This window comes from Pseudoalteromonas sp. SR41-4 (genome assembly GCF_014163985.1).
Classification (GTDB): Bacteria; Pseudomonadota; Gammaproteobacteria; order Enterobacterales; family Alteromonadaceae; genus Pseudoalteromonas; species Pseudoalteromonas rhizosphaerae.
The window spans coordinates 14,243-33,077 of the sequence record NZ_JACJEI010000019.1; the positions used below are offsets into that span (position 1 = coordinate 14,243).

Here is an 18,835-nt window from a genome sequence, read left to right on the forward strand (position 1 = left end):
GTGCAGATAAAGTTAGCTAGTAACTAGGCCGTAACAACCCAAAGCAACAAACACTATTGCAGCAAGCATTCTTACTTTTGCCATTGGAATACGTTTTAGTAAGGCATTGCCAGCATAAATAACCGGCACATTGGCAAGTAACATACCTACAGTGGTTCCTATGGTTACCCACAACACTGATTGATACTGAGCGCCAAGCAATACTGTTGCTATTTGGGTTTTATCGCCAATTTCGGCAATGAAAAACAGCACCAAGGCAACTAAAAAAGCCCCGTATTGATCGTATTTATTGCTTACTTCTTCATCTTTATCTGGGATCAGTAGCCATAAGCCAACGACAATAAAACAGCCGTTCACAATCCAAGGCAGGTACGAAGAGGTAAAGCTTTGCGATAAATAATCGCCCAACCACGCAGATAAACCATGATTGATAATAGTAGCGACTAAAATACCTAAAATAAGTGCAGGTTTATTGGCAAAGCGGGCAGCTAACAACAGGGATAAAAGTTGCGTTTTATCGCCTATTTCAGCTAAAGCAACGGTGACGGTTGATGTGATAAATGTATCCATTTTACTTCTATAAGGCGGGAACATTAAACCAAGGTAAACGCCTATCTCCCGCCATGAGGATAGTGTTTACCCAGGTCTTGCCGATAATGCTTGCTACATTACAAACTTACCATGCACATGAGGTGCAATTATGTTGATAAGTTTACTTGCTGCGCTTTAAGTTAAAAGGCATCAAGCAGGCTACTCCCCCGAGAAGTGCGCACTTTGCCACATTTCTTTTTTAGAGTAAAGGTACAACAATAGGTTTTGTGGTGCAGCTGAAGGTGAACTCTGTAATTGAATATAAACGTATGCTTAAAACCATGCTTTTACTTTTTGCATATTATTCCTACTTACCAACACTTTATCATCATTGCTCATGAGTAGTGTTGCTTGGCGACCTTTACTCTTTACACTGCGAATATACGCCCGATTGACCCAATAACTACGGTGAGTTTGACTCATTGTATGCTGTTTATCAGCTTCGGCCAAAGCCGATATGGCATCTTTTAAATTAAATAAGATCAGTTTTTCGAAATCATGTGCAACGACTTTTAAATAATGTAGCTCGGCTTTTAAATAGACTATTTCATCCACGCTATTTACAGTAGCGAGCTGTAAAAATGCGGTAAGCTTTTTTGTTTCTGGTTCTATTACTTCTGCAGCTTTGAGTGGCGCTAATGGAGGGGATATCGGTATTGTGTGAGCAATTGCTAAAGTTGGCGTGTCGGGCGGCGTTTCTGGTAAAGGTGTTCTTCTTTGCAAAGAAAGCCCAGTTAACCAAGGTAGGTTTACAACTAACCAAGAAAACATTGCCGTGGGGATCATATCACTGCATTCTTGGACTAAAGCTGCGAGGGTATAATCAGTATCATGTAGCCAATAAACATCAAATAGCAGTGAGACGGGGGCATAAAATAGAGAGGCAATAAATGCGCTCACTAGCAACTTTAAAGCACTGTTAAGTCCTGATAATCGGCTAGTTAAAAATAGGTGAGTGGCGATAAAAAATAATGATCCGCTATGAACTTGAAGCTGCCACTGTAAAAAAACTTCAACAACATGACGCGTTTCATCATCGTTAACGAGGGTAAATAAGCTTGCTAAAATAAACCCCAAGATAAAAAAATATCGCCAAGGATTTATCTCACCTAACGGAAAATGCCCATTCATACAAAAAGCTGCCCATTCGTTCAAAATCAACAAACTTAATTAAAGCAAATTCAATCCATGGCGTAAATTGTTGTCATCACAATTTATACAAGGAATGGATACTATGAATAAAATGACACGATTATTACCTTTAACAATCTGTGCTTTGGCAGTCATTAACGCTCAGGCTAGTGATGAAAAAGAGCTCGAAGAAATAACGGTGATCGCAGTAAAACCAGATGGTTTAAAGATCAGTTCAGACAAGCTCTTATCATTACCAGGCACCGGGAATGATCCATTAAAGGGCTTAGAAGCACTGCCGGGGGTTGTACTTGCAACTCCCGCCACCGGAGGCCCGGTTGCGCAGCCTGCAATACGTGGTAGCTCGAGCAATGACAACTTATATCTTACCGATGGCTTGGAGATGGGGTATGTTTTTCATAATGACGGGTTAAGTGTTTATAACCCACTTCTCGTTGAGAGTTTTGAGTTAAAAACGGGGGCTTGGAGCAGTCAATACGCAAATGCGAATGGCGGAGTGATATTAACCAATTTAAGAGATCCCAATGGTGTGGAGCCGGCACGAGTGATCGACTTAAGCTTTTTTAGAAGTGGGTTTTTATATGAACAGGCCTTATCAAGCAACGCAGCGTTCTACGTTTCTTTTCGAGAAAGCTTAGTTCATACTTATGTTGATAATTTTATAGAAGACGAAGACTTTTCTTTCGCGGTACCACCGAGAAATCGAGACTATCAGGCAAAATTTATTTGGGATTTTGACGCAAACAATATTATTCGATTCTCCGCCAGTGGCGCAAAAGATTATATCGAAATAGCGTTTGATCAAGACGGTAGAGATATTGCTAAAAATCCTGATCTAGCCAGCGGCGAAAGATATCAAACTTACTACCACAGTCAAGCGGTGAGTTTGCAACATTTTGGCGATGTAATAGAGGCTAATTTTAGTGTTAATTTATTGACTCAAAATCAGCAAGAGCGTGAAGGGGAGGTTTTTAGATGGGATGCAGATATCACAAAATTGATTTTCAAAACTGAAAACCAATACGTAGCAGAATCCTTTACGTTAAATTTTGGTGCCACCTATAGAGACACGTCGGTAGACTATCTAGCCAGTGGCCGGTTGATGCCGTGTAATACCGAATTTGAAATGTGCCCACCTAGCTACTTTAGTCCTAAATTTAATGAGCAAGGGACTTTAACTATTTCAGATTATCATGCTTACACCCATCTTACGGGGCAAATCACTGCTAAACTTGATTATCAAATCGGCATTGCTGTTGTTGGCACAGACAATAACAGCCAAAGTTATGTTGAACCAAGATTAGGGATTGGCTTCGACCTCGATGACAATCACACGCTCAGACTAAACTACGGGATCCATCATACCTTTATAGATGACTATCAATTTTTAACCGCTCAATATGGAGAGCCAAGCCTTGAGGCGAGTAATTCATCGCAATGGGTTTTAGGCCTTGATTCACAATTAGCTGATGGAATAGCTCTACGAACAGAGCTTTTTTACAAAGAATTGAAAAACCTCGTTGTTGCAAACCCGCAAGCACAAGCTCGCAGCGAAAACGATGTAGCACTCAGTGATCTGCTTTTTGATGATGTTGCCAGTGGCGAAGCGTATGGGATTGAAATACTTGTAAATAAGCAACTGTCGAACGACTGGTTTGGCTGGGCAAGTATTGCTTATAGTAAAACAGAGCGAAAGAACCCATTAACAGCAGAGGCGTTTAATTCTGAATTTGACCTGCCTTGGGTTGCAAACTTGGTTTTAGATTATAAATGGAATGATCACTGGCAAGTCGGTGCAAAATGGCGATTTCAAAGTGGCAGGCGCTATACGCCAGTATTATCTGCACAGCCTTATAAAGAAACTGGCAGTCAAAATGCGCTCTTTTATATTCCAAAATACAGTGAATTTAACAGTTCACAATGGAGCAATTACCACCGTTTAGACATTCGTGCAGATTATAAAACACAGCTCTATGGCTTTGATGCTAATTTATATTTTGAAGTGTTAAATGTTTATGCTTCACGCGCAGTACAGGAGCTAGAATACAATCAAGACTACAGCGAGTTTGAAAAAGACTACCAGTTCCCTGATATGCCTTTACCATCTATTGGCATCACAATTAACTTTTAAAGATGATAACCCTCTTACTTTAAGTGTGAGAGGGTTGAGCATCTGAAATATAAATTTAGCGTTTTATGGTTGATAAAAAATTTAGAAAATCTAGCACTAAATGAAATTAAAGGGGTTAAGAATTTTCGATAAATTGAAATTTGCCAGCAGTTATTAGCGTTTAAAACCCAACCAGAAAATAAGCTGCAAAGACTAAGACTACATAGGCACTCTTTTTACAGTTGGCTGCGTTCGGATAGCGGTCGTTCATTGATAACTATTTTATCTGGCTTGACTAAACCTCTATCTTGCAGGCCTTCCTAATACGCTTTTAAGTACCGATACAAATTCTATATTTAAACCTTTTCGTCTTTTGTCTCGTCTAAATAATAGTTTAATTATTTATAAAGGAAAAAAATGAAACTCTTATCCATTATTTTACTAACAGGCGCTTTGCTAGCCACAAATGCAATAGCAGAGCCTAAAAAGAAGGTACTGATAGTGGCATCTAATATGATAAATATGGGGGATCCTGAACAGCATGACGCAAGAAATAATTTATGGGAATTTGCACCTCCGTATCACATTTTTTTTAGCCACGGCTTTGAAGTTGACTTTGTATCACCTAATGGTGGAGAAGTTAAGTTTATGTTGGAGCCTTTAGGTATAAGTAGTTACACCATCAAATATGAAGGTTTCTTAGAAAAAGCAAACAGCTCATTCAAACCTGCTCAAATTGACCCAAATGACTATTGGGGCGTATTCATAGGTGGTGGCTATGGAGTAATGTTTGACGTTACAGATAACAAACAAATCCAATCCATTATCAGTAGTATTTATGAGTCAGGTGGTATTTTAGGTGTTGGTGGTCATGGCTCAGCGGGCATTGTAAACGTGAAATTATCTAATGGGGAGTTTTTGGTGAAAGGAAAAAAAATAGCTGGTTTTCCTAACTCTACTGAAACATCGAAACCATGGGCAAAACAAGGAACACTTTTACCTTTTCTTATTGAAAATCAACTTAATAAGAATGGTGCTATTGCTCAAAATAAAAAAACATTAAAAGATAAACACGCTGTGATTGCAGATCAACGTATTATCTCAACAATGTTTTTGCCTTCAGCTGCACTTGTAGCAAAAGAAATGATAACCTTAAGACAGTAATAACGGCGCTTAATAAGCTAATTAAGGCGGAACTGCTAAAGTTTGACTCGGTTTCGCTCAGCTACGCACTTTACTTTTTAGGGCGTTACCACCGTCCGCTAAATGCACTTTTGAGTAGTTCGGCTTTGAGCGTGAAGGAAAAATTCACGGCTTCACTCCATCAGAATATAAAAGAGAAGTGAAAATGGAAAATATGAGGCATTATATATTTTGATTTTATGAAAAATGACGTTTTATTTTACCTACACTCAACACATTACTAATGGCTTTACTACTATGAACTCAGCGTTAAAGAATACAATGCGAACATTTATACATTCGGTCTCTGTTATGTGTGCTGCGCTGTTACTGACAAGTTGTGTGAGTTGGATTGCACCAACTGTTAAATCTGAGTTGATAGCGCTTCAAGCGGGCGAATATCAGCTAGACAGTCAACATGCTGCATTAATATTTAAAATCCAACATTTAGGGTTATCAACCTATGTAGGGCGTTTTAATAAATTTGATGCACAACTCAACTTTGATCCTAATAATATGACTGCCGCGTCATTAAACGCAGTGGTGGATATTAGCTCTATTGATATTAATAATGCTGACTTAGCAGAAACCTTACAAAATGACACTTGGTTTAACAGTGAGCGTTTTGCGCAGGCATCATTTACTAGCAACACTGTTACAGTTATATCTGATAACAGTTTTAATTTCTCAGGTGATTTAACTCTTAGAGGTGTTACCAAACCTGTGACGTTTAAAGCCACATTTCACGGTGGAGCAGACAACTGGATGACAGGAAAATACACCATTGGTTTTAGCGCGGTAGGTCAAATCAAACGTTCTGACTTTGGCATGGACAGTTATATACCGATTGTTGGGGATCAAATTGACTTAGAAGTTTATGCGGAATTTCTTAATGTTGGTAAGCAATAAGAAGTAAGTAGATAGCTACTAAATCGTCAATGAGTGAAATTTGCAGATAGAATATAATCCCTGAATGACCGCTAGGGCACATATCAGTTAACCGGATTGCGGTGAGCATCTAAAACTATATGGAATTAAGCAAATAAAAATAATTCTCAATTTTATGCGATTATTAATTGCGAACCGTTTACGTTTAGATTAATATACAAGCTCGAATGTAATTGAGAGTGGTTTGTATTCATGTATATCTGTTTATGTCACGGTGTGACAGATAAAAAAATTGAACAAACAATCGACGAAGGCGCGACTACAATGCGCGAGCTTTCTAAAGAGCTTAAAGTCGGTAGCCAGTGCGGCAAATGCTGCGGCTGTACTAAAAAGATCCTCAACCGTAAGCTTATTCAAATTGCTGATATTACTGAGCAAGTGGCGTAGCTATTGCTTATTGGTAATCGTTTAAACTCAGTGACATTTATCTGTATTATAAAAACTAAAAAAGCAGCCTAAGCTGCTTTTTTGGTATTAACCAAACGTTACATTTGCGACTGCAGGTAGTTTTCAATACCGGTGCTTTTAATTAACTGTTGTTGCGTTTCTAGCCAGTCAATTTGCTCTTCTTGCTCAGATAAAATGTTATCGAGCGCTTCGCGGCTAATATAATCTTTTTTACTTTCAGCAAGTTTGATCGCATCTTTTAGATCAACCAATGAATCTAGTTCAAAACTCATGTTGCAGGCAATCATTTCTTCGCTGTTTTCGCCAATGCGTAAACGGCCAAGATCTTGAAGATTAGGTAAGCCTTCTAAAAATAAAATACGCTCAATTAAACGGTCAGCGTTTTTCATTTTTTGAATCGAGGTTTTGTAATCGGCTTTGTCTAATGCGCTAAAACCAAAATCTTTAAACATACGGGCATGCAAAAAATATTGGTTAATGGCTACTAATTCATTTGCCAGTATTTTATTTAATGCAACAAGAACGTCTTTATCGCCTTTCATAATTTAGCTCCTATTCGCCCATTTGTGATTGGTGATAGTTTTGGCTACCAATTTTATCAATCAAACCAAGTTGTTGTTCAAGCCAGTAAACGTGATCTTCTTCGGTATCGAATAATAGCTTTTCAAGGATCTCACGTGACTGATAGTCTTTTTCTTGCTCACAGACTGCAATTACTTCTTTAACACACTCAACGACTTCAAGCTCTAGGGTTAAGTCATTTTGCATCATTGATTTAACATCATGACCAATAATTAGATCACGACGTTTGGTCATGTTCGGTACGCCTTCGAGGAATAAAATACGCTTAATTAACCAATCAGCGTGATCTTTTTCTTCTTCCATTTCATGATTAAGGCGTACATAAAGTTTATCTAAACCCCAATCATCGTACATACGTGAGTGGATGAAATATTGATCGATTGCTGCAAGTTCATTTGCAAGCAATGTGTTAAAGCTGTCGATAACTTTTTGATTACCTTTCATAACGGCCTACCTTGAAATTCATAATTGCGACAAGTTTAGTGTAAAACCACAAAATTGCAAGTATTTTCCTTTTAAATCATATGGTTAATATTGCGTGTGATTCTCGTTTAAGTTTGCATTGTTGGTTGCTTTATGAACAGATTGCTATTTATATTTAAGGTTAAAGGTTAAATTAAGAAAGGCTCGTTCATTGCACAGCGCAATGAACGAGTTTAATGATGCTTAAAATTTATATTTAACGCCAACAGTTGCTGTTGTTCCTAAACCTTTGATGTTATAGCCGCCGAATGTATATGACTGAGCGCGGGCTGGAAAGTAATCTTCGTTAAATAAGTTTTCAATACCTGCAAACCCTTGCCAGTTATCAGCAAATTGGTATTGGCCAGTTAAGTTAAAAATATTATAACTTTCGACAGGGCCCTGATCGCCCACATATTTGCCATCGTCATTTGCTGCAAAGCGTTTTCTATCGCCGACATACAGGTAACTTAATGTTAGAGACATAGCATCACTGGGTTGCCAGTTTAGGTTAGCTGTCGCTTTTGGTGGGCTGATCTGTTTAGAACCTAAATAAACATCTGCTTCGGTGTTTTTACCTTCAACATAGCTATACGTTGCCAGTAATTTTAGGTTTGCAGAAATTGTATAATCTACCAGTGTTTCGTAGCCCCAAATTTCCTGTGGTGCTCGTACTGGTTCATATACGCCGGTCACTTCATTAAATTTATTGGTTGTGCCAAGTTCAGAGGTACTACGATAGGCGGCAACTTCAATACGTACATTATCAAATTGTGAATTAAAACCAATTTCATAGTTGTCGATGATCGAGGCTTCAGTTTGGATCTGTCCAATATCGTTTACCGTGGCAGCACGCAACAAACGGCCAATGTCTGAAATATCGGAGCCTTGTGAGTAGCTTAAAAATGGGCTGAATTTTTCATCAAGGTTGTACTTAATACCAACATTATAGGTTGTCGCATCGTAATCTATAGTGTCGCCTTTAACGTTAATAGGTACTGAGCACTGAGTTGGCGTTTTACATAGTTTAAGTGTGCGGTAGTCGTCTACCGTTAAATCAATGCTTTCTTTGTGAACACCGGCTTTGACAATAAGGTCATCAGCAATCACCCATTTGGTTTGTAAAAAGCCAGCAACACTTTGCATATCCATCTCTGGAACCCAGATACGGCCATCAACAAGTGGCTGCGAAGTCACATCGGTTAATGCATCGATACCATAAATAAATGAGGCTTCGATAGAATCAAAATCTATTAGGGTATTAAATGTTGCGCGTGCGCCTTTTTTCTCTGATCTTATAATTGACTGGCCGCCGTCATAATTTTCGTCTTGATTAGCAAGATTGGGGGAGAAGAAAAACACGTTTTCTATATCTTGCATATAAAGATCTAAGGTCATTTGGGTGTTATCAAATAGCGCGTAGTCTATGTACTTTAGGGTGATATTTTCGTTGCCTTCGGGGCCTTGTGGTTTACCTTGTTTTTGTAATTCAGGTGGTACATGGATTGCGTAGGTTTTTTCGCCTAAGCTGATATCGCCAGCAACATCGCCAAGGTCAGTTTTTTGCTGCGAACTGAAGTAGTTATAACTAAATTGTAGCTGTTTTTCGTCATCAAAATCATAGCCCAATTTAGTAAAGTAGTTTTGTGTAACTGCGTCAGATAAACCATATTGTAAACCGAGTATGTCACCCTGGGCATCGCGTTGTACGCCATTTTCTTCATAGCTGGCAGTAACTAAATAGCTAAATTTGTCAGCACGGCCATTAATGGCTGCTGATAGCCTTGCACCGGCACTTTCCTCAAGTTTTACCGCACTAAAGCGACTCGATAAACTTATTTCACCTTCGGTTTTACCATCACTTTTTGCTTGTTTAGTGATGTAATTAATAATACCGCCTGATGCACCGTTCCCGTAAATAGAGGTGGCACCTTTGATCACCTCAATGCGGCCGATAGCACTTGGGTCGAGGCTCTTTATACCTAAAGAGCCATTACGCAGTGGGGTTGATTGCGGCACGCCGTCAATCATTATAAGTGGTGCGCGACCACGCAGCGTTTGCCCGGTATTACTCGAACTACCTGTATCAGGGGCAAGGCCCGGCACCATTTGCGCAAGTAAGCTTTGTAGCTCTGGATTTACTTTTAAATGCTCCTCGATTTGCTGTTGATTGATAATAGTAATTGATGCGGGAACCTCATCAATGCTTTCAAAAACACGGCTACCAGAGACAACCACACGCTCCATTTGCGTATCGGTTAATTGGTTTTTATTGATTGCTTCATCGGCAAAAGTGGCAGTGCTTACAGCGAGGGCTAATAAAGTGAAAGAGGTTTTAAACATGAAGATCCTTTACGACTATGTAATTATGAGATATTGCTGTTTTTATTGGCGCAATAATAAGTGTAAAGAAGTGTAAAGGCAAGGGTATTGATAGTTATTATCAATTGCATTTTGTTTTTTTTGCTATTCAAAAAAGTTAAACATCAGCATTATGCTTGCAAAAAATGCTAACCAAAGCGGCGCACTTGCTTGATATTTTCCGACATTAAAAAGTTGATAACAAAAGCCAATAAGCAGTAGTAGCTCAATAAGTAACTGGAGCGGAAAACCCACAAAGGCATAAATGAGTCCTATCACTGATAGAAAGCTATTATCTGATGGTTTGCTCAAGGTGCCAGTAAAAAACTCGGCTGCTATAAAAAAGCACAAGTGGTTGATTATAAATAATAATAGAACACTTTTCATAGCTCTCGTCCTTAAGCTTTTTTCCTGATACGCTAATAAGTGATTAATTTAATGTAATTGGTACGATTAATTTTAGGAGCTAAAATAGGAAAAATAAAGCAACATCACTTGTTTAAAGTATGAGTTGCTACAAGGCAAAAAGTACATTTACATCGAGTCAGGAACGGCAGTTATTTGAAAGGTAAGGGTGGCATGAGTTGATCTGACAGTGTTACTGGTGGTGTGAACTTAAAGTTATTGTTCAACATCACCAGTGCGAGCTGATTTATTAAAACGTTATAATGCTGGGTTATCTATAATGGCGCTTATACCAAAAGTAACCCCCGCTGATAGTAAAAAAAGCAGGCAGTAGTGCAACCAATAGCCATAACATTTGCACCAAAAAACCGGCAAAATCGCCAATATGAAATTTGTATTTAAAATTCCACGCGCGAGTTGTGAGGTTGGCCTTTGAGGCATCGTAAGATTGCAGGACTTGACCGGTGTATTGATCGGCCCATACCCAACTATAAGCATGACTTTCATCAGGGTTTCTTACTCTAAGTGCAACTGGGTCGCTGGCTTTTTTAGGTAAATAGATACGAAATAATTCTGCCTTAGGAAATACAGCTAATGCGTTTTGTATAGCCACTGCAAAATTATCGCCATTGATTATATTTGGCACCTCGAGTTCCGGCGCTTTAGGGCGTGCCTCTACATTATTTTGTGTTACAAACTCAAGCACTGCTTTGGTCTCGTCTTTCCAGTGAAATGCCATACCAGTAAAGGCAATTAAAATAAGAGGGATAAACAGATACATGCCAATCACTGTATGGAGTTGGTAAAGCAAAATACGTAATTTAGCCTTGGGTTTTATCACTAAACGTTTTAGGCGATTTTTAGGTTTAAGCCACATGTATACGCCAACGAATATATTGATAATAAAAATTAACGCACAGATAGAGACCCAATTGCGCAGCGGCTTTTTGCCATCTGCATCTTGGTATAATAGCCAACGATGAACGGCCATGGTAAAGCCATATACTGTACTGTAATAATCATATTTGAGCAGTACTTGTCCGGTATATGGGTTAACGCTGATATAGTTTTTATCAGCAAGCTGGGCTTGCCATGCAACAGTGGGCTGCTGCTCTGGCATAAGTAAAGTGACATTTTGTTTGGAGTGAATAGCCAGCGTATTGATAAGCACCGGATAGGCCAGTGGTGTTGATTGCGGGGTTACTGTCCAATATTGCGGGTTAATGATTTGCTGAATGTCTTTTGCGTAAATTAAAATAGCGCCGGTGATGCTTAAACAGATCAAAAACAGCCCACTAACTAATGTCAGTATTAAATGAGTACGGCGTAACCACAGCTTTAACAACACAGATATCCTATGATATTTATAAAAATAAAGATGCGATGATAAATGAGAACGCGAGCTGTTTTCAATAAAAATCCGATTAAATGCAATTATGAGTTCGCATCATGGTTTGTTATTGTGGCTGTTTATATTCAATAATACATTGCTCAATAGCAAATTCATGGTGTAAATAGTCTTTAATTGCGTCAATATCAAGTGGCTGAGTAGCTATGATCACCAGTTCACAACAGGTCGTTTTCTCATCAATTTGCCAGGCTTTAATGCTGTGTACTTGGCTAATTGTAAAGTGCTTTTGTAACGCATTAGTGATTGCTTCACGATTAAAGTTATTGGGCGCAGCTTGCATAAGAATTTTGCAACTTTCAATCAGTAGTAATACCCCGTGATAAATTACATATGCCGAAATGAATACTGTGGCAATCAAATCAACAATATACCATTGATAGAGAATAATTAAGGTACCAGCCACAATTACCACGATCGAGGCCATAGCATCAGACACATTATGAATAAATGCAGCGCGAATATTCATGCTATTTTTTGCCCCCGCACGAAAGGTCAACACCGCCGTCGCAACATCAATTACTAGTGCTAATGCTGCCACCCACACTACAATCCAGCCATCGATTGGGGTTGGGTTAAAATAGCTGTCAATGGCTTCTAGTATTAAAAATCCACCAATAATGATTAAGGTGCTGCTGTTTAACAATGTGGCTAAAATTTCTGCACGTTTATAACCAAAATGATAGTGCTCGTTAGCGGGTTTATTACCAATTCTACGGGCGATTAATGCGATAAAAATAGCCGCTGCATCACTGAGATTATGCAATGCATCGGCAATTAAAGACAGACTGCCAGAGATAAGACCGCCAACAACTTGGGCAATAGTAAGTAGCACATTGATAAAAACAGCGAAGCCTAGCTGGCGATCACTTTGGTCGTCATTGTGATGACTATGAGAATGTTGATGAGCCATATTCAGTATTGCCTAAGTTGTTATTATATTGATACTACAATACTAAATGAGCATTGCTGAATTAGCCAGCGGCATAAAGTTGGCATCTGTCGCGAGCGGTTAAGCACTTCTCAGTAACGAAAAGATGTGTTAAGTTAGCTTGGAAATCGTTCAAAGGATATATTGCTTGAAGCAATTAGTGTTGTTTATTTTAGCGTTTGTACTACTTCAGCCTGTGCTGGATAGTTTTGACGTGGCTGATCATAACACTGCTATTAATGTAACCTCGCAATTATTACATCAACAAAGTCAATTAGACGAACACTGCTCTGTCAATAACGATCATGATATTCACCAACTGCAACATCAGCAATTAAGCCAAGCCTTAGCTGATAACGCCGATGATGCGCATTGTCATGTATGTCATATCCCTGCATTTTTTACTGAGCCGTGGCAGCAGCATGTCAATTTACCAAGCTACGACATTATTAGTTTGAACGCCCCTGTATTTAATTCGCGTCTGCTTATTCCTGATCTACGCCCTCCAATTACTCACTCACTAAGTTAATTTTTAGCTGGCCAATATTATGGTCACCGATTTATTTAGTAAGAGTATATGTTATGAATTTATACAAACCATTTGGGTTTGCTTGTCTGTGTGCGACTGTATTAGCTGCACCACCCGCATTGGCTGCGCCAACGCACAATACCGCCGATTTAACCTGGTTGTTGTTGCAATTAAAACAACACCCAAATTTACAGGCTGATTTTCAGCAGCTGCAAAGTGCCACTGCATCTGTGCGAGCCGCAGGGCAATCTCTATATAATCCAAACCTTGAGTCGAGTATTGAAAAAGAAGGCGATGCTAATAATTTTAGTATTGGGCTGAGCCAAACATTTGATATTAATGATCAACAACAGGCACAACACAGTGCGGCGCTACTGACACTGGTTGCACAGCAGCAGCGTTTGCAATTAACGTATTTACAATTAGTTGAACAAACCCTGATTGCGCTTATCAATTGGCGCAGTAGTAAAGCAGCTTTTCAGTTAGCGCAACAGCAAGAGCAGCAATTAGAGCGTTTAGTTACCGTGGTTAAGCGCCGTCGAGTGGCCGGAGAAGTCGGGTTGCTGGATGAACAATTAGCATTGTACTCACTATCAGAACTTTTGAATCAAACCGCCCAACAAGCCAGTGCTTATGCAGATGCTAAATTAGCTGTGCAGGCACTGTTACCAACGTGGCACGAAGATGGGCAGCTGACACCTGAACAGTTACTCAGTGGTATTAAACTCACTACAGATACTGAAAATGTGGTCCAACATCCACAACTTTTGCTGGTGAAATCACAATGGCAACAACAGCGTCAGCAAGTAAAGGTGATCAAAGCAGAACGAGCCGTCAAACCAACCATTGGGCTTGTAGCAGGTAAAAATGGTGATGATAACCTTGTCTCTGTGAGTTTTTCTATGCCGCTGAATATAGTGAATAATTTTAGCGATGAATACCAAGCCGCTGAATTTACGGTGATGTCAAAAGAAGCCGAATATCAAGCTTTAAAGCGCACTATGACGTTTCAAGCACAAGCCAGTAAAGAGGTGATGCAAGCGTACGCTCAGCGCGTTAAGCGTTGGCAGTCGATTAACCAAGCAAATGCAGATAGCAGCCTTGCGTTGATAGAGCAACAATGGCAAAGCGGTGATATCAGTACCGCTGAGTACTTAACCATGCGCCAACAGCGTATTTCAGGATTACTTGCTGGCATTGAAATTGTTCAGCAGAGCCAACTGGCGAGTGTGAATTGGTTAACGCAAAGTGGTCAACTTAGCCATTATATTTCTACCTTTACGGATCCCCTAACTGATGGAGCTGCACTATGACGCGCTTAAAAATTATTCTTTCTGCTCTGCTATTTATTTTTAGCAATTTAGGGCAGGCAACCACTGTTGCACAACAAAAGTTTGATGATACAAAAACAGGTCATCAACACAGTGAAGAAGCACCGCACGCTCATACACCAGATGCAGCCCTTGATCATAGTGCTACCACAGCAGTACAACCGAGTGAGAATGTTGCACATGATCAAGCCGGCGGGGTACGTTTAACCCCGACACAAATGCGTTTAGCAAATGTGCAGATCAGCCCATTAGAAAAGCACACTTATCAAGCGCAGTTGTATGCCCCTGGTGAAATCAAAGCTAATGGTTATAGCAGTTATGTGTTGTCGCCACGAGTAGATTCAATTGTGGTGAAACGTCACGCAACCTTAGGACAACATATTCAAGTAGGCGCACCGTTAGTGACTTTATTTAGTGCTGAGGTCGCCAGTGCACAAACCACTTATCGATTAGCTAAAGCACAGTGGCTGCGGGTGCAAAAAATGGGCAAAGGTACGGTGAGCGAAAAACGCTTACTCACAGCCAAGGCAGAATATGAAGTGGCTCACAGTCAACTTGTGGCGTTTGGTTTATCGGCTAAAGCAATTGCGCAAAGTGCGGTAAGCCCAGCCGATAAACTGGGGGAGTACACATTATTTGCTGGTACGTCAGGGGCTGTGCTCAGTGATAATTTTGCACAAGGGCAGCGGGTCGATGCAGGAATTGAACTTATGCTGATTGCTGATGAAAGTCTACTATGGGTTGAAGCGCAATTGTCGGCAAATCAAACCATTAATATTGATACAGGCACAATAGCGCAAGTGAAAGTGAATCAATTCACATACCCAGCCAAGGTGATCCAAGAAGCACACACTATAGATCAGATCACTCGTTCACGGATTGTGCGTTTAAGTGTACAAAACAGCCAGCATCAATTACACCCGGGGATGTTTAGTGACGTGTATTTTGAATTTTCAACTGAGCAACAAGTGTTGGCAGTACCAGAGCAAGCTCTACTTAGGAACCCAGATGGTGATTGGGCGGTATATGTGCAAGATGAAGACGGTGAACTTATAGCAACTGAAATTGAACGTGGCCGGCGGTTTGGTCAGCTTCGTGAAATTAAAGGATTGGCTGAGGGCACTAAAGTCGTTACTCAAGGAGCATTTTTTGTCGCATCAGAACAAGCTAAAGGCGGTTTTGATCCGCACAACCATTAGGAGCTAACACTATGTTTAATAAAATAATAGATAGTGCGATTGCTAATCGACTACTGGTTTTGCTGACTCTTTGTGTATTCATTGTCACCAGTGTTGTGGTGATCCCAAAACTCAACCTTGACGCTTTTCCAGATGTTACCAATGTGCAAGTGGCTGTTAATACCGAAGCACCAGGTTTGGCTGCCGTTGAAGTTGAGCAGCTGATCACTTACCCAATTGAAGCGGTCATGTATGCATTACCTGATGTAGAGCAAGTTCGTTCGATTTCTAAAACGGGGCTTTCTGGTGTTACCGTGGTGTTTAAAGAAGGGGTGGATATCTATTTTGCCCGCCAACTGGTATTTGAGCGTTTGCAAGCAGCGAAAGAACTGATCCCGGACGGGATTGGCTTGCCAGAAATGGGCCCGAATACGTCAGGGCTCGGGCAGGTTTACCAATACTTATTAGCGGCATCACCTGAGTCTGGCTTGGATAGTATGGCGCTGCGCAGCTTAAACGATTGGATTGTGAAGTTACTCATCTTACCCGTTGATGGGGTTACCGAAGTACTGTCGTTCGGTGGTGATGTGCGTCAATACCAAGTAAATCTTAACCCAAATAAGTTATTGGCTTATCAGCTCGAGCAACAACAAGTTGTAACTGCACTGGAAGAAAACAACACCAATGTAGGTGGCTGGTATATGAACCGCGGCCAAGAGCAGTTAGTTATTCGTGGAACAGGTTGGTTTAATGCCGGCACACTAGGGCTGCAAGAAATAGCACAAACACCATTGAAAACCATCAATGGCACAGTGATCACCATTGCCGATGTGGCAGAGGTGACGCTTGGTAGTGAAATTCGCCAAGGTGCCGCTACGATGAGTAAAAAAGATGGTCAAGGTAATGTGCAATCATTAGGTGAAGTGGTAACAGGGGTGGTATTAAAACGCATTGGTGCAAATACCAAGCAAACCATTGATGGTATTAGCGCGCGGATTGCGATGATCAATCAAGCACTACCAGAGGGGGTAACGTTTGAACCGTTATATGACCAAGCTGATTTGATCACCAAAGCGGTTGATACTGTGGTAGATGCCTTGCTATTAGCGTTTGTATTTATTGTGGTTGTGCTGGCGTTGTTTTTAATGAATTTACGCGCCACATTATTGGTTTTATTGTCTATACCAATCTCCATTAGTATGGCTTTATGTGTCATGTCGTGGTTAGGGCTCTCGGCTAATTTGATGTCACTCGGTGGTATTGCTGTGGCAATTGGTATGCTGGTGGATGGCTCGGTGGTGATGGTGGAAAATATTTTTCGTCACTTAACTAACAATACTCATGCTGATCACTCACCGGCTAAATTGATTACTATGGCGGCTAAAGAAGTTGCCAGGCCGGTATTTTTTGCTGCACTAATTATTTTAGTCGTGTTTATGCCGCTGTTTAGTTTTGAAGGTGTAGAAGCTAAATTATTCCAGCCAATGGCTATAAGTATCATGTTAGCTATTATTTCTGCTGTGATTGTTGCGCTAGTAATCGTGCCAGCAATGGCAGTGTATTTATTTTCTAAAGGTGTCAAAGTTAGGCGCAGTGTATTACTTGAGCCGTTAGATAAAACTTATCAAATATGTTTACGCTGGGCAATGGACGCACGTAAAACGGTGATCTCGCTGGCGGGAATATTAGTGGTGATTGCTGGTATCTTATTGCCGCAACTAGGCACTGAGTTTGTGCCAGAGCTTGAAGAAGGCACTATTAACTTACGGGTAACACTGGCACCTTCGGCAAGCTTGGATACAGCATTAATGGTCGCTCCTAAGTTGGAAGCGATATTATTGGCCTTTCCTGAAGTTGAGTATGCACTTGGCCGAATTGGTCGCCCAGAAGTCGGGGGGGATCCAGAGCCAGTTAATAATATTGAAATTTACTTAGGTTTAAAGCCGGTGAGTGAATGGCAATCAGCTGCTAATCGTGCACAACTGCAAGTGTTAATGGAACAAAAATTAGCGCAGTTTCCTGGTTTATTGTTTAACTTTTCACAGCCGATAGCCACGCGGGTGGATGAGCTACTATCAGGGGTGAAAGCGCAACTAGCGATTAAGCTGTTTGGTGCTGATTTAGATGTGTTAGTCGCTAAAGGGCAGCAAATTGAGCAAGCTGTAAAAAGTGTTGCTGGCGCTAAAGATGTGGCAATGGAACAAATTGCTGGTGAAGCACAATTAGTGATCAAACCGAACCGGTTAGCACTTTCTCGCTATGGTTTATCTGTGGGTGATTTAATGTCGATAGTGCAAGATGGCATTGGCGGCACTGCGGCAGGGCAAATTATTAATGCCAATGAGCGGTATGATATTTATGTGCGCATTGGTGCAGAGTTTCGTGACAGCCCAGAAGCCATTGCAGACCTACGTTTATCCTCACCGACAGGTGCCGTGGTTAGGGTTGGAGATGTCGCAACGGTTAATATTGAATCTGGTCCGCCACAAGTGCGCCGTGATGACGTTCAGCGCCGAGTAGTGATCCAAGCCAATGTACAAGGGCGCGATATGGGCTCAGTCGTCGCGGATATTCGCCTTGCCATAGCTGAGCAAGTTGATTTACCCGCAGGTTATGGTGTGAATATCGGCGGTCAATTTGAAAACCAACAACGGGCGCAGCAACGTTTATCTATCGTGGTGCCTATTTCGCTGGCTTTGATTGCATTACTTTTGTATTTTGCATTTGGCTCAATAGGCCAAGCATTGCTGATTTTAGTCAATGTGCCGTTAGCAGTTATTGGTGGTGTGGTTGCACTTTACGTATCAGGGCAATATTTATCAGTGCCAAGCTCTGTGGGTTTTATTACCTTGTTTGGGGTGGCAGTGCTTAACGGCGTGGTGATGGTTGAGAGTATTAATAATCGCGTTAAAGCGGGAGATAGTCTACAAAGCGCGGCATTTAATGGCGCACTATCTCGGCTGCGACCGGTACTAATGACGGCGTTAACCTCAGCGCTTGGTTTGATACCCATGTTGATATCAACAGGCATCGGCGCTGAAATTCAAAAACCATTAGCAACGGTTATTGTTGGCGGATTATTTACCGCAACCTTTCTTACTTTATTTGTATTGCCGGTACTCTACGCTCAATTTAGTCAGCAGTTTTATCGTGTCAATGGGAATAAAAACTAGCTCTACTGCAGTACCTTACACAAGGCGCATAAACTTGCGTCTTGTGTTATTTAGTGCATTAATATATGTAAGTAAGTGTCTAAA

16 protein-coding genes are annotated in these 18,835 nt (G+C 40.7%); 8 read left to right on the forward strand and 8 right to left on the reverse strand.

Annotation, left to right across the window (positions count from 1 at the left end):
* Positions 1-12: 12 nt before the first annotated feature.
* Both H5180_RS15085 and H5180_RS15090 read right to left on the reverse strand, forming a co-directional pair.
* Positions 13-570, reverse strand: coding sequence for a TMEM165/GDT1 family protein (locus H5180_RS15085; RefSeq protein ID WP_145236272.1), 558 nt, complete (start codon positions 568-570; stop codon positions 13-15).
* A gap of 294 nt (positions 571-864) precedes the next feature.
* The gene (locus H5180_RS15090; RefSeq protein WP_182758498.1) at positions 865-1,722 is read right to left on the reverse strand and encodes a LytTR family DNA-binding domain-containing protein; all 858 of its coding nucleotides are present in this window, start codon (positions 1,720-1,722) and stop codon (positions 865-867) included.
* 103 nt (positions 1,723-1,825) lie between these two features.
* Here H5180_RS15090 and H5180_RS15095 point away from each other — a divergent pair, with 103 nt between their 5' ends.
* The 4 genes from H5180_RS15095 (at position 1,826) to H5180_RS15110 (ending at position 6,370) form a co-directional block, all read left to right on the forward strand.
* Complete coding sequence (locus H5180_RS15095) at positions 1,826-3,874, forward strand: TonB-dependent siderophore receptor (RefSeq protein WP_182758500.1); 2,049 nt, start codon at positions 1,826-1,828, stop codon at positions 3,872-3,874.
* A gap of 396 nt (positions 3,875-4,270) precedes the next feature.
* Complete coding sequence (locus H5180_RS15100) at positions 4,271-5,017, forward strand: type 1 glutamine amidotransferase domain-containing protein (RefSeq protein ID WP_145236262.1); 747 nt, start codon at positions 4,271-4,273, stop codon at positions 5,015-5,017.
* A gap of 300 nt (positions 5,018-5,317) precedes the next feature.
* A complete protein-coding gene (locus tag H5180_RS15105; protein ID WP_259397088.1) occupies positions 5,318-5,944 on the forward strand; it encodes a YceI family protein in 627 nt (208 codons plus the stop codon).
* Positions 5,945-6,175: 231 nt separating this feature from the next.
* Positions 6,176-6,370, forward strand: coding sequence for a (2Fe-2S)-binding protein (locus H5180_RS15110; protein ID WP_145236256.1), 195 nt, complete (start codon positions 6,176-6,178; stop codon positions 6,368-6,370).
* A 98-nt stretch (positions 6,371-6,468) separates the two neighbouring features.
* On the opposite strand, the gene bfr (H5180_RS15115) is transcribed toward H5180_RS15110, so the two are convergent.
* The 6 genes from bfr (H5180_RS15115) to H5180_RS15140 form a co-directional block, all read right to left on the reverse strand.
* A complete protein-coding gene (bfr, locus tag H5180_RS15115) occupies positions 6,469-6,933 on the reverse strand; it encodes a bacterioferritin (protein WP_145236253.1) in 465 nt (154 codons plus the stop codon).
* 10 nt (positions 6,934-6,943) lie between these two features.
* Positions 6,944-7,417, reverse strand: coding sequence for a bacterioferritin (gene bfr, locus H5180_RS15120; RefSeq protein WP_149980077.1), 474 nt, complete (start codon positions 7,415-7,417; stop codon positions 6,944-6,946).
* A 222-nt stretch (positions 7,418-7,639) separates the two neighbouring features.
* Positions 7,640-9,778 carry a TonB-dependent receptor gene (locus H5180_RS15125; protein ID WP_182758502.1) on the reverse strand — a complete coding sequence of 713 codons (2,139 nt, stop codon included), beginning with the start codon at positions 9,776-9,778 and terminating at the stop codon, positions 7,640-7,642.
* A 123-nt stretch (positions 9,779-9,901) separates the two neighbouring features.
* Entirely contained in the window at positions 9,902-10,183 is a 282-nt protein-coding gene (locus tag H5180_RS15130; RefSeq protein WP_182730858.1) for a hypothetical protein, read from the reverse strand.
* A gap of 289 nt (positions 10,184-10,472) precedes the next feature.
* Positions 10,473-11,546 (reverse strand): PepSY domain-containing protein, encoded by a 1,074-nt coding sequence (locus H5180_RS15135; RefSeq protein WP_182758528.1) that lies wholly within the window; start codon positions 11,544-11,546, stop codon positions 10,473-10,475.
* A gap of 112 nt (positions 11,547-11,658) precedes the next feature.
* Positions 11,659-12,522 carry a cation diffusion facilitator family transporter gene (locus H5180_RS15140; RefSeq protein WP_145236243.1) on the reverse strand — a complete coding sequence of 288 codons (864 nt, stop codon included), beginning with the start codon at positions 12,520-12,522 and terminating at the stop codon, positions 11,659-11,661.
* Positions 12,523-12,688: 166 nt separating this feature from the next.
* Between H5180_RS15140 and H5180_RS15145 the strand changes: the two genes are divergently transcribed.
* From H5180_RS15145 to H5180_RS15160, 4 genes are read left to right on the forward strand one after another with little or no spacing between them, the layout of a single operon-like run.
* Positions 12,689-13,069, forward strand: a complete 381-nt coding sequence (locus tag H5180_RS15145; RefSeq protein WP_182758504.1) for a hypothetical protein — start codon at positions 12,689-12,691, stop codon at positions 13,067-13,069.
* Between the two features lie 53 nt (positions 13,070-13,122).
* Positions 13,123-14,382: a TolC family protein gene (locus H5180_RS15150; protein ID WP_145236236.1), complete on the forward strand. Its 1,260-nt coding sequence runs from the start codon at positions 13,123-13,125 to the stop codon at positions 14,380-14,382.
* The gene (locus H5180_RS15155; RefSeq protein WP_145236232.1) at positions 14,379-15,599 is read left to right on the forward strand and encodes an efflux RND transporter periplasmic adaptor subunit; all 1,221 of its coding nucleotides are present in this window, start codon (positions 14,379-14,381) and stop codon (positions 15,597-15,599) included. Before H5180_RS15150 ends, H5180_RS15155 begins: the two co-directional genes overlap by 4 nt.
* Positions 15,600-15,610: 11 nt before the next feature.
* A complete protein-coding gene (locus tag H5180_RS15160; protein ID WP_145236229.1) occupies positions 15,611-18,751 on the forward strand; it encodes an efflux RND transporter permease subunit in 3,141 nt (1,046 codons plus the stop codon).
* The last annotated feature ends 84 nt before the right edge of the window (positions 18,752-18,835 follow it).

Excerpts from the sequence above, each read along its gene's own strand:
- H5180_RS15085 (WP_145236272.1), bottom strand. The coding sequence starts at position 570 with ATGGATACATTTATCACATCAACCGTCACCGTTGCTTTAGCTGAAATA.
- H5180_RS15090 (WP_182758498.1), bottom strand. The coding sequence starts at position 1,722 with ATGAATGGGCATTTTCCGTTAGGTGAGATAAATCCTTGGCGATATTTT.
- H5180_RS15095 (WP_182758500.1), top strand. The coding sequence starts at position 1,826 with ATGAATAAAATGACACGATTATTACCTTTAACAATCTGTGCTTTGGCA.
- H5180_RS15100 (WP_145236262.1), top strand. The coding sequence starts at position 4,271 with ATGAAACTCTTATCCATTATTTTACTAACAGGCGCTTTGCTAGCCACA.
- H5180_RS15105 (WP_259397088.1), top strand. The coding sequence starts at position 5,318 with ATGCGAACATTTATACATTCGGTCTCTGTTATGTGTGCTGCGCTGTTA.
- H5180_RS15110 (WP_145236256.1), top strand. The coding sequence starts at position 6,176 with ATGTATATCTGTTTATGTCACGGTGTGACAGATAAAAAAATTGAACAA.
- bfr (WP_145236253.1), bottom strand. The coding sequence starts at position 6,933 with ATGAAAGGCGATAAAGACGTTCTTGTTGCATTAAATAAAATACTGGCA.
- bfr (WP_149980077.1), bottom strand. The coding sequence starts at position 7,417 with ATGAAAGGTAATCAAAAAGTTATCGACAGCTTTAACACATTGCTTGCA.
- H5180_RS15125 (WP_182758502.1), bottom strand. The coding sequence starts at position 9,778 with ATGTTTAAAACCTCTTTCACTTTATTAGCCCTCGCTGTAAGCACTGCC.
- H5180_RS15130 (WP_182730858.1), bottom strand. The coding sequence starts at position 10,183 with ATGAAAAGTGTTCTATTATTATTTATAATCAACCACTTGTGCTTTTTT.
- H5180_RS15140 (WP_145236243.1), bottom strand. The coding sequence starts at position 12,522 with ATGGCTCATCAACATTCTCATAGTCATCACAATGACGACCAAAGTGAT.
- H5180_RS15150 (WP_145236236.1), top strand. The coding sequence starts at position 13,123 with ATGAATTTATACAAACCATTTGGGTTTGCTTGTCTGTGTGCGACTGTA.
- H5180_RS15155 (WP_145236232.1), top strand. The coding sequence starts at position 14,379 with ATGACGCGCTTAAAAATTATTCTTTCTGCTCTGCTATTTATTTTTAGC.
- H5180_RS15160 (WP_145236229.1), top strand. The coding sequence starts at position 15,611 with ATGTTTAATAAAATAATAGATAGTGCGATTGCTAATCGACTACTGGTT.